The sequence below is a fragment of the Planococcus sp. SE5232 genome, assembly GCF_050686535.1.
GTDB lineage: Bacteria > Bacillota > Bacilli > Bacillales_A > Planococcaceae > Planococcus.
This window is the reverse complement of sequence record NZ_JBOGCP010000001.1, coordinates 1050586-1062291: the sequence shown is the minus strand read 5'-3', so window position 1 is coordinate 1062291 and position 11706 is coordinate 1050586. Positions and strand designations below refer to the sequence as shown.

10 protein-coding genes are annotated in these 11706 nt (G+C 43.7%); 1 reads left to right on the top strand and 9 read right to left on the bottom strand.

What is annotated here, in order from left to right:
• Window positions 1-610: 610 nt before the first annotated feature.
• Together ACRC6Q_RS04925 and ACRC6Q_RS04920 are read right to left on the bottom strand one after the other, a co-directional pair.
• Window positions 611-1522 carry a glycosyltransferase family 2 protein gene (locus ACRC6Q_RS04925; RefSeq protein WP_431465969.1) on the bottom strand — a complete coding sequence of 304 codons (912 nt, stop codon included), beginning with the start codon at window positions 1520-1522 and terminating at the stop codon, window positions 611-613.
• 198 nt (window positions 1523-1720) lie between these two features.
• Window positions 1721-2845 carry a right-handed parallel beta-helix repeat-containing protein gene (locus tag ACRC6Q_RS04920; RefSeq protein ID WP_431465968.1) on the bottom strand — a complete coding sequence of 375 codons (1125 nt, stop codon included), beginning with the start codon at window positions 2843-2845 and terminating at the stop codon, window positions 1721-1723.
• 365 nt (window positions 2846-3210) lie between these two features.
• On the opposite strand from ACRC6Q_RS04920, the gene ACRC6Q_RS04915 reads away from it, so the two are divergent.
• Entirely contained in the window at window positions 3211-4239 is a 1029-nt protein-coding gene (locus ACRC6Q_RS04915) for a peptidoglycan bridge formation glycyltransferase FemA/FemB family protein (protein WP_223634448.1), read from the top strand.
• A gap of 15 nt (window positions 4240-4254) precedes the next feature.
• On the opposite strand, the gene ACRC6Q_RS04910 is transcribed toward ACRC6Q_RS04915, so the two are convergent.
• The 7 genes from ACRC6Q_RS04910 to ACRC6Q_RS04880 all read right to left on the bottom strand — a co-directional run bounded on the left by ACRC6Q_RS04910 (window position 4255) and on the right by ACRC6Q_RS04880 (window position 11652).
• On the bottom strand, window positions 4255-5721 hold the full coding sequence (locus ACRC6Q_RS04910; RefSeq protein ID WP_431465967.1) for a lipopolysaccharide biosynthesis protein: 1467 nt from the start codon (window positions 5719-5721) through the stop codon (window positions 4255-4257).
• Window positions 5722-5766: 45 nt separating this feature from the next.
• Entirely contained in the window at window positions 5767-6732 is a 966-nt protein-coding gene (locus ACRC6Q_RS04905; RefSeq protein WP_431465966.1) for a glycosyltransferase family 2 protein, read from the bottom strand.
• Between the two features lie 344 nt (window positions 6733-7076).
• Window positions 7077-8042 carry a UDP-glucose 4-epimerase GalE gene (gene galE, locus ACRC6Q_RS04900; protein WP_431465965.1) on the bottom strand — a complete coding sequence of 322 codons (966 nt, stop codon included), beginning with the start codon at window positions 8040-8042 and terminating at the stop codon, window positions 7077-7079.
• A 290-nt stretch (window positions 8043-8332) separates the two neighbouring features.
• A complete protein-coding gene (locus ACRC6Q_RS04895) occupies window positions 8333-9457 on the bottom strand; it encodes a right-handed parallel beta-helix repeat-containing protein (RefSeq protein ID WP_431465964.1) in 1125 nt (374 codons plus the stop codon).
• Between the two features lie 133 nt (window positions 9458-9590).
• On the bottom strand, window positions 9591-9836 hold the full coding sequence (locus tag ACRC6Q_RS04890) for a hypothetical protein (RefSeq protein ID WP_223634459.1): 246 nt from the start codon (window positions 9834-9836) through the stop codon (window positions 9591-9593).
• Between the two features lie 179 nt (window positions 9837-10015).
• Window positions 10016-10504 carry a VanZ family protein gene (locus ACRC6Q_RS04885; RefSeq protein ID WP_223634461.1) on the bottom strand — a complete coding sequence of 163 codons (489 nt, stop codon included), beginning with the start codon at window positions 10502-10504 and terminating at the stop codon, window positions 10016-10018.
• Between the two features lie 128 nt (window positions 10505-10632).
• Window positions 10633-11652 carry a GNAT family N-acetyltransferase gene (locus tag ACRC6Q_RS04880; protein ID WP_223634463.1) on the bottom strand — a complete coding sequence of 340 codons (1020 nt, stop codon included), beginning with the start codon at window positions 11650-11652 and terminating at the stop codon, window positions 10633-10635.
• Between the last annotated feature and the right edge of the window lie 54 nt (window positions 11653-11706).

Here is an 11706-nt window from a genome sequence, read left to right as displayed (position 1 = left end):
TCCAATGCAAATTGGGCAGAACAAATACCTCAATGTTCTGAAATTTCAATTCTATCATTATTTAATCATATTAAATAGGCAAATGACATAAAATCCACCTTTAATTTATTGACCTCCATTTCAGATACGCTACTTTGTGCTTATTTATATTTCTTAAATATCATTCTAACATACCATAAGTCATAAATAACAGATAATTTAGATTATTTTTTATTTTTATTATGTAAATTATTCCACTCTCTTTTATCAAATCGAAAAATCAATAGGTTTATAACCGGAATCTTAAGTAAGATTCTCCATTTTACTGTTAGATACTTCCTATTTTCCGGAAATATCATATCGAGGAGATTGTTTGTCTGTTCGTAGGTCAATTTGACCGTTTTACAACCACGCAAAAAAAGAGGAGGTTTCCAATTTATTCCACCTCCTGTTCTATTCAGTTGAGATGCCAGACGCTAACCCCACCCAACACTTTTCCAACGATTTTGGACGCACCTATCCTTTCCAGATTCCCCTGTGTCAAAATGGCAGATAAAAAGGCGGTTTCGGATAGCGTTGTTGCCCGCTATCCGAAACCGCCTTTTCTTTATATCGTGGTCACAAATTTTGTTCAGATGGTGATTCGTTTAAAGATCCGCTTGAAGAATTCCGGCTTCATATAGAACTGCCTGTAGCCTTTTTTCAAAGTCTCTTTGATTTCCAGCTGCTTCAAGAGGATGTAGAAGCGATCCCGCCTTTTGGTGCGGTTGATGGCTTTATCGTATTTGAAATTCGTGAATGCATTTATTTCATCGAGTAATGCCGCGACTTCCTGCAGGTGTTTTTGCTTAGCAGAATTGTCGGTGAGCTGCACATCCGTCCAGGAACCTTTGACTTCCACACGATAGGCAGACATATTCCGGTCCATGTAATAAACCGTCCCATTTAACGCACCGCAAATGACCAGTGGGTAATCCCCAATCGGGGCATTCAAATAATATTCCGGCATTTCGGGAATTTTCTCACGGGAATACATGATCGAATTGGTGGCAAACAGTTCCCCACCACCTTCAATCACTTCTTCTACGGAATAAATTTTGTCTTTATGGCTCGGACGTATGGCAGCGACGGTTTTCTTAGTCACTGCTGAGACCTTCTCGGCAGCATGGACGCACATGCTGCATTCGGGGTGGGCCTCCATATAGTCCACTTGCCGCTGCAGTTTTTCCGGGTCGGTCCAGTAATCATCACCTTCACAAACCGCCGTATACTTTCCTAATGCACGTGCACCATTGAACAACTCAAAAGGAACATCTTTCGAATACTGGTTTTCAGTCTGGTAGATCGGCTTGATGATATCCGGATACTTTTGTTCATAGCTTCTGATGATTTCAGCTGTCCGGTCAGTGGATGCATCATCATGGACTAAAATTTCATAGGCGAAATCCGTTTTCTGCATCAACATGCTGTCCAATGCCTCCGCTATAAAATTCTCGTGATTATAACTGTTGCACTCAATACTCACCTTTATCTCATTTGCCATAAATTACAGACCCCTCTACAGTTAAGTAAGTTTTGTTATCAGCTATAATGACTCGGGCCAAGCCTCCACTGTCAGGTTCAGCTGAACAGAATTCCAACAAATCTTGTATACACATCGTATTTTAGCATAGAAAAACACTATAAACGGATTATTCAGATAACTTAACACCAAATTTACATCTTTGTAAAATACATCCGTTCACTCATCTTTCGCTATAAAATTTTCTTTTCCATACATTTCTTTCAACTCTTCATCTCGCAGGATCAAGTTGTTTTCTTCCACTGTATTCCCCCGTATGACATGCCCTTCTCCCACATTGATATAGATTCCCCGCTCCGAGTTTTCCCTCGGATTGATCGCCAGGTTATTGAGGATGCTGATATTATTGCTCGGCGTCATCAGGTTGTTTCCTCCATCACCTGGCCGAACCGCTATATTGTATTCATTGTCGTAGACCAGATTGCCTTTGATGACATTGGACTCTGCCCCGTTTTTAACATCGATGCCATAATAAAAACCGCTGACCATATTCCCTTCAACTGTACTGTTTTTTTCACTTTCCACAGTAATGCCTTGCTGATCTGTGTAGCCCGGGCGATTTTCAGTCACTACGCAGCCTTTTACCAGATTGTGTTTGCCGCCGCCGAATAAGGAAAGATGGCCATCCCCTGAGTTTCTGACGACACAGGATTCAATTGTGTTGTAATCCGATGCAAAATTGATGATGCCGGAACCATAATTCGATTCACTCGTCACATTTCGGATGATATTATCGTTGGAATGGTGCAAGTGAATGCCTTGGGAAAAGTTTTTCGTATAAATATTTTCAATTGAGCTTTCCTGGCTGTCCTGAAGTAAAATGGCAATATTAGAAATCAGCGATCCATTCTCAGGCAGTTGATCCCCCATCAAAAATCCACCTTTCAAATGGACATCTGCTGTGCCGGTAATCCAAAACACGCCATATTCGTCCGCCGATTCCGTCTTCAAAATCGCCTGGTCCATGATGATGGTGATTGGCTTAGAAATTCTCAAGGCAAAATAACTGTCTCCATATCCAGTACTGGCCTTCAAATCAGGATTTTTGGTCAATTTGTAAATACCCGGCGGAATGTGCATCTTCCCACCTATTGGCGTTTCATCAATTGCCCGCTGAATTGCCTGTGTATCGTCAGCCACTCCATCACCTTCTGCTCCAAATTGTGTTTTAGCATTAATCTTCTCTTCCGCAAAGAACGTACTTTGACCCATAACAAAAACAGTCCCCAATCCAAAAATCCCCAGTATGCAAAGAAGCAAGTAAATGGTTTTCTTGTTGATCATCGATGTCTCTCCTTCAACCTAATCGCTTTATTGAAAGGCCATAGCCCAATTAAATACTGATTACTTCTAGTATAAGGCAACTTTTCTTTAAATGCACACTTTTCCGAATACTATATTTTTAAAAATATTACCCATATTCTCCGTTATTCTATCCTATGTCCTAAAGATATCTCCATTTTTCTGTATATAAAAACGACATTTACCCTCGCATTTACCTATAATATTCGCTATACTCACTATAACAGCTTATTTAATTGAAAATTTAGTCATTTGAAACAAGAAAAAGAAAGCTGTAGGGCGGAACATTGGGAGAAAGGATAGATTGTTAAATTCTCCTAAAAAATAACAAGGAATGAGGTTTTATTTTGAGGGATGTATTTTTTAAAAAAGATTATGCCGAGCTATACGAGGAGATTGACGGAGGGAACTGTGAAGTTTTCGAATTTGAACATCCCCTAGGATCGGTCTATCATCAATTCATCAAACGAGCAATTCCTGTCCAATTGGAGGGGGGTCCTTATTTCGACCTTCTCACGCCTTACGGCTATGGAGGCCCAGTCATCACTGAACTGAAGGACAAGACGCGAAAGGATGAACTGGTGACCTATTTCTGCCAGGCTTTTCATGCTTATTGCCAAGAGCAAAATATCGTCAGTGAATTTGTCCGCTTCCATCCGCTAGCCGGCAACGCCGTGGATTTCAAGTCCTGCTACCACGTCCTCTTCAGGCGCCATACGACTGGCGTCACGCTGAAAGGATTCGAAGATCCAGTACAGGAGGAATTTTCCGGTTCAACCCGCAAGAGAATCCGGAAGGCGTTAAAGGACGGCGTAACTTATCGGCTCACAATAGATCCACCTGACCTGGATCTGTTTCAGGAAATCTATCTCAAAACGATGGAACGGGTCGGCGCGGAAGACTTCTATTTCTTCGACGACGCGTACTTCCAAAAGATGCTTGATAATTTAGGCGATCAGCTAATATTGGTTGAGGCTATTTACGACTCCCAAGTGATTGGTGCAGAGCTCCATTTCCACTCGGGTCCCGTCATCCATACCCACCTGTCAGGAACCATTGATGGCTTCAATCACCTGTCGCCCGTTTATGTCATGACCTACGCCATTGTGCTCTGGGCAAAAGAACACGGTGTGGAATTTATCCATTCAGGCGGCGGAGTCAATCCCGGCCCCGATGACTCGCTGTACAAATTCAAAAAAAGATTCGGCAAAAATACTGAATTTGATTACTATGTCGGCAACAAAATTTGGAACGAAAAAATTTATCAACAATTGGTCCATGCGACAAATTCCAATCTGGAAAACGAACTCTTCCCGGCCTATCGGTGGCCACAAAAACAAATTGAAGAAGCAGCAATAAAAACGGTAAGCAGATAATCCTGCTTACCGTTTTTATGGTATTATTTTTTTGAGAATGGGCAGGAGCAGTCCATAAACCGTCTTCAGTTCGGCGACCTTTGCAATCCAGCAAGCGGCGATGTATAACATGATTCCAGCAGCAACCTGCAGCAGCAATTGGATCAGTATGCCTGTCTCCAACAGTGCACCAAGCGCCCACACCACAATCCCCATTACAAAGGACATCAGGTAAACCGGCAGCAGATCCTTCACTTTTTCTGTAGCCGGATAAGCCACTTCCCGTTTCGAGAAATGGCTATTGACGAAGAATTCCAGATAGGTGTTCAAAATGGCGGCTGCAATCAATCCGATCACGCCCAATTCCAGCCAAACCGCCAGAGCCAGTAGAATCGTCAATGAGATTTTATTGATGATTTCCAACTGCAGATACAAGTCGGATCGGCCTTTTACCTGAAGAATGCTCAAATCGAGCGCCAATATCGGATACAGCATCCCGGCAATGGACAGCAATTGAAAATAAAGGACCATCGGCAGCCATTTTTCACCGAACACCAATAATACAAGAGGTTCCCCGACAGCGGCCATTCCCACCATCATCGGAAAAATGAGAAAAGCCGCAAGTTTTGTGATATTTTTATATGACTGTTTTAACCGTTCGTGTTCATTCTGTATGCTGCTCAGCACCGGATAGGTCACCCGCAGTATGGTAGCTGCCAAATTTTGCGAAACGATTTCACTGAAACGCGAAGCATTTGTATAAAAACCCAGTTGTGCAGCAGAATACTGCCTGCCGATAATCAGAAAATAGACATTCGTGTAAAAGGTATCGATCAACCCTGATACAAGAAGCTTCCAGCCAAAACCGAATAACCGCTTGAACGAAGCGACACTAAAAACCAAGGAAGGAATCCATTTTTTCGTGAAGACAAAAAGCAAAGACTGGATGGCGTTCAACGATAATTGACGCAGCACCAGACTCCAAACACCGTATCCTGCCATCGCCAGCCCAATCGCGATGACTCCGGATATGATACTGGCACTCAAATTTATCGCTGCCTGTGCTTTGAAATTCACTTCTTTCGCGAACATCGCCTTCGGAATGATCGCTAATGAGTTGATGACAATCCCGATGGATAATACCCGCACCAGGGAGACCAGCTGCGGTTCGCCGAAAAAGCTGCTGATGACGGGAGCTGCAGCATAAAGGATTCCATAAATCATCACAGAAATAAGCAGATTAAAATAAAAGACCGTTGAATAATCCGCCTGGCTGGCATTGCGTTCACGGATCAACGCCTGCGTAAAGCCGCTGTCGACCAGTGAATTGGACAGCGCGATAAATACCAGGATCATGCCGATCAGTCCGAAATGTTCGGGCAGCAGCATACGCGCTAAAATGATCTGAATCAGGAACTGGATGCCTTGATTGCCGACCAGGTCACCGAAGCTCCATGCCAAACCGCCGATCGTCTTCTTTTTCAATGAAGGTTGTGGTTCCATTTGATGATCTCCTATCCCCCAGTCCCGTCACCTATGCAACTGCATTTACTGGATTAATTTCCATTTTGCTTTGCGGACGCTGTCTGCCACATTGGGGAAAAAGCGTTTCAACTGCAGCAACATGCGCTTTTTGGCACCTAAATCCAGGTAGATTTTCCGGAATTCGCCGCGTTTTGCAGCCTTAAAATTCCCCTGTTCCAATAGGAGGGAAAACTGGTAACCCCGCTTTGCTTTCATGAGGGAGTCATTGTAGTTGAAGTGGGTATACTTATTGATCTCATCCAGCATTCTTTCCATATCATAATAATGATTGATCCGTTTCATAGCGGTAGCCAGTTCACGTTCTGTCCAGGATCCCTTGACCCCCACCCGGTAAGCTGACATATTGGCATCCAGATAATCCACCGTTCCATGAAGCGCGGCTAAAATGACCAACGGGTAATCACCTACTACTGCATTCAAGTAGAAAGGAGCCAGTTCCGAAACTTTTTCTTTTGAATAGACCATGGAATTCGTGGCAACCAGGTCGCCGCCTCCTTCAATCACGCGTTCAACGGAAAAAATGGCATTTCCCTGTTCCGGCCGCACAGTGGAAAGGATTTTTTTCTTATCGGACAACACACGATCAGCTGCATGGACAGTCATGCTGCATGCCGGATGCTCTTCCATGTAATCAACCTGCTTCTGCAATTTGCAGGGATCTGTCCAGTAATCATCACCTTCGCAGACGGCAATGTATTTTCCTTTTGCCCGGTTGTGGTTGAATAATTCAACACGGACTCCTTTTGAATATTGGTTCTGGGTTTGGTAGATCGGTTTGATCAAAGAGGGATACTTGTTTTCATAGTATTTAATCACTTGAGGGCCATGATCGGTAGAGGCGTCATCATAAATCAGGATTTCAACGTCAAAATCCGTCTTTTGCATGAGGAAACTTTCAATTGCTTCGGCAAGGTAATCTCCGTGATTGTAGCTTGTACAAACTATACTGACCAGCGGTTTTGTTGTCATAAATTCTCACTCCTTTAGGTTTTAAGCAATACACATCACTGAAGCCGAATAAAGGGAAGGCAAAATGACCAAAAGGGAAAAAATGATGAATAGCATCATAACCGATACTTTATGCCCACTATCACCATCTTTTTTTCATCTTAACACATAACAAATCGATAAATATAGATAATTCGTATTATTTCGAAAATAACATATACTTTACAATTATTTAATAGTATTTTTACATTCCCAATAATTCCCTAATAAAATGGGAGCACTCTTCTCTGCTGGAAGCTGTTTTTGACAGGATTAAAAAATCTCCTTGAGCTGTCGAGCTGCTCAAGGAGATTTAGGTGATAGTATTATTTCGAATGCCATGTCCAGGCACTGGAAATGATGGTCCTCAAATCATATGCGGGTGTCCAGCCTAATGCAGCTTTGATTTTATCGGATGATGCGATCAATGTAGCCGGATCTCCGGCACGCCGCGGTGCATATTCGATGCTTGCCTGTTTGCCCGAAATCTGCTGGCAGGAGCTGATGATTTCATTGACTGAATAACCTGCTCCATTGCCGAGGTTATAGGTTTCATTGGCAACTTTTCCATCAACCATTCCTTCATAGGAAAGGATGTGCGCCCGGGCCAAATCCGTGACGTGGATATAATCCCGGACACACGTTCCGTCAGCTGTGTCGTAATCCGTGCCGAATACGGAAATTTTGTCGCGCTGTCCAAGAAGATGCTGCAGCACGATGGGGATCAAGTGGGATTCCGGGTCATGGCTTTCACCGATTTCGCCTGACACATGCGCACCCGCAGCGTTGAAATAACGCAGCACGACATACTGGAAATCATGGACATGCGCGATATCTGCTAAAATCTGCTCGACCATCAATTTCGACCGCCCATAAGGATTGATCGGGTTGGTTGCCGTTTCTTCCGTGATCATCTCTGTATCGGGAATGCCATAGGTCGCGGCCGTCGATGAAAAGATGAAGCGTTTGACGCCATGCTCAACCATTTTCTCGAGCAGCACCAATGTGGCGTTGACGTTGTTGCGGTAATATTTTAAGGGATTTTCCACTGACTCGCCGACCAGGCTATTGGCGGCAAAATGGAACACAGCGTCAATGCTGTATGCCGTGAAGAGTTCATCCAGAACCGCTCGGTCGCCCAAATCCCCTTTGATGAAAATCGCCCGTTCATCAACCAGATGCTCGAAGCCTGTCGTCAAATTGTCCAGCACCACTACTTCGTATGTATCCACCAATTCCTTCACCGTATGGCTGCCGATATACCCCGCGCCGCCGCAAACTAAAATTGCCATGAATCCTATTCCCCCTTTTTTCTTCTAGAAAATCCTAATATGACCAATTGTACCATTAGCGGAAAATTTACATGCGGGTTTATTTCGATAAAGCGGTCGACCGCACCTCGTTTGCCCAAAACCGCACTTCAAACGGCATGAACCGCACCCCATACCCGAAAGTCCGCACCTCGAAGGATGATTTCCGCACCTCAACCACCCTTTTCCGCACCTCACGCTTCCGATGCAATAAAATTCACACTAAAAACACGTTTCCGCGAAGCCGTTGCCGGCTTCAGCAGGAAACGTGTTCAGTCTTCTTCAGGCACGTAATGATTTTGATCTTCGTAAATTTCCATATCTTCTTCCGGAATGGCCAAGTGGCCGGTATTCAGGGTATTGCCGATGACGACATGACCTTCTCCTGCCCCGACATAAATTCCATAGTGGGAATTATCCCGCGGGTCCACGGCCATATTGTTCAGAATTTGCGTATCGTAGCTCGGCAATTGAAGGTTTTCACCACCGTCGCCGCCGCGTACAGCGATATTGTATTCATTGTCGAACACGATATTTGACTCGATAATATTCGATTCCGAAGCATTTTTGACATCGATGCCGTAGTAGAATCCACTGACCGTATTTTTTTCGATCAAACTGCCAATTTCACTTTCCACCGTGATTCCCTGCTGATCGGTATAACCCGGGCGGTCTTCAGTAACCATGCAATTCACCACATGATTATCTTCGCCACCTCCATACAAAGATAAATGGCCGTCACCGGAATTTCGCACCACACAGGAATCGATGAGGTTTTGGTCAGAATCAAAACTGATAATCCCGGACCCATAGTTAAACTCCGAAGTTACTTTCCTGACAATATTATGATCCGAATGATTAAGATGGACACCCTGGGAAAAGTTTTTCATGTAAGTGTCTTCAATGGAGCTATTGTTTGTATAGAGAAACAGAATGGCAATATGGGAAGTCAATGAACCGTCTTTTGGCAAACGCTCACCCATCAGAACGCCGCCTTTTAAATGGACATCTTCTGTTTCATTGACCCAAAACACACCATAATCATCATCCGTATCCGTCTGGAAAATAACCTCTTCCATCAAAATCGTAATCGGCTTTGAAATCTTCAAAGCAAAATAGCTGTCACCATATCCTGTAACGGCTTTAAGATCAGGGTTTTTGCTGAGTTTGTAGACGCCCGGAGTGATTTCCAGCGTTCCTCCAGCAGGTGTTTCGTCAATAGCGGCCTGAATTTCCGCCGTTTTGTCTGTTGCCTCATCCAGATTGGCACTGTAACTTTCTTGCCCATTTTCCGCTTCTTCGTTCTGCGTAAACTTTTCAATCATCAAAAAGAAATAACTGAATCCGGCGATACCCAAAAGCACCAGCAGGACAAATCCAAATGTTTTTGCTTTCATGCCAATCACCTCCTTTGGTGCATAATGCTCTTATTACCTATCATACATAATATAGGCTGAAAATAACAGTTTGATATCTGAAAATTCAATAAGCTGTCATTAAAAGGGTAATAAGCACTAAAAAACACCACACTCAGAGTTGCTCTGAAGGATGCGGTGTATTGCGTTCTGCATTATTTTCTTTATTGTTTTCCGGCTGTTCGATCGGTTCTAAGTCCGGTTCTTCCGATAGGGCAGGTTCAGTGTCACTGCCTTTACTGCGCGCCAGCAATTCTTCTCGATGATTGTATGTGGCATCTTCCCTCTTCGAACTAGCTTTTCCCAAAGAGAAAACAACGGCCATCACAAACAGAAAGCCGCCGGTAATCAACGTCCACATACAATCCACCTCTTTTTGCGTAACCCGGTTGCTGTCATTTACGTTCTACTCCTTACCGTTTCAATAATTCTTTCGATTTATACCATCTTACGCTAAATTTCTGGAATTTACTAGATTCATTTGTACCAGAAAATTGAAACCATACCTGCCTATCGATTCAATACTGGTAGAATTGTTTATCAGGTTTCTGTTTTAATCTGCTCGTTCTTGCTCTTTTTCTTTTGCAGCCGCCACAATTTATCGCCAAGGGCATAAAACACGGCACCCAAGCCTGCACCGGCACTGTCAATCAATACATCTCTCACTTCGCCGCTCCGTCCTTCGATGAACAATTGATGGATTTCATCTGTCACCGCGAAAAGGACACACATGCCAAATCCCAGCACCAATTGCTTCATCCCGTAGAAACCACTGCTTCTCCAGGCGTTCAGGCTTAACAGGCTCAATAGGAAATAGGCGATAAAATGCGCATTTTTCCGAACAAAAGTATGGAAATTTTCACTATCAAACTCTAAATTCGGCGCCATTTGATCAATAAAACTCAACAATGCAGCTACGACGCCTGAACTTAAATCGCTTGAAGCAGAACCCGGTTGATGGGAAAGATAAAAAATAACGGCCATCCAGGAAATGGCCGCGATCCAGGAAGTACATTTATAGGGTGTCATATGACAAATCCTTTACTGTTAAAATCGATGTTTATCCCTATTATAGCATCCGTCACCGAAATCGGAAGCTGACTTTTAGCCGAATAAAAAAAGCCTGCCAAAAAACAGCAGACTTTCTTCCATCTAAATCAGCGAACGTTGATGCCCACCTGTTCACGGGCTGCAGTTTTCGAGCGATAGGCCGGGAATGAGCCGTCTTCCATTTTTGACCCTACAGTTTTGCATAGCAGATCGTAAATTTCCTGGTTCCAGATTTTGTAGCTGACATGGAAGGTGAATTCTGTATTTTTGCCAAATTGCTTTTTAAAAAGGTACAAGGGATCATCGGCTTCCCCTGTCACACCTCCACCTTCGTGGATCAGCTCCATGCCTTGTTCTTTCCCCCACATCACCAGCGCATAACGCATAACGAAAGCTGCAGATAAATGGTGGTACTCTTCCAGCGTGCCCGACAAATGGATATGGATGGTTTTTCCCGAGACCAAGTTAAGCCCCATCGCAATGATCTTCCCTTCATAAAGCACTTCCGTCAGCACGATCTGTTCGCCAAAGTAATTGAGAAGATTCTCGAAATATTCATCGTTAAAATAATACACGGTAGCTGCATTTTTTCTTTTCATGGTCGAATAGTAGATTTCCTTGAATTCCTCCAGATCGGGAGGGTTTACGGTGACACGGTACTCTACCCCGGCCTCCAACGCTTTACGGATGCTTTTTTGCTTCGACTTGGAGAATTCGGACTTCACAGGGTTGTCGTAATCCTTCAAATTGGTACCGGTCGTATGGCGACGGAACGTCAAGTCATAGCAGCTGCTGAAATCCTGGGCATTGGTGAATAAAGGGTGGAACCGGACAAACTCGCAGACAATGTTCTCTTTATGGCAAAATTCTTTAAAAGCATCATTGAAAGCTTGAACCACCTGACATTTATGTACTTCTTCACAATCGGTGATGCAAGGTCCCCCATACCCATACGGCGTGCTGATATCGTAATAGGTTTCTTCGTTGATGCACACGGAAATAAGCCGCTTGATGAACAAATGACTTACTTTCCCCAAGGGATGTTCGAATTTAAATACCTCGCACGTACCTTGTTCGATTTGTTCATACAACCGCCCGTAATTCTGTTCAAAATAAATATCATCCACTCTGAAGAGGCCTCCTTGTACCGAAGCTTTTCTGAAAGCAAAGGTAGACTTATT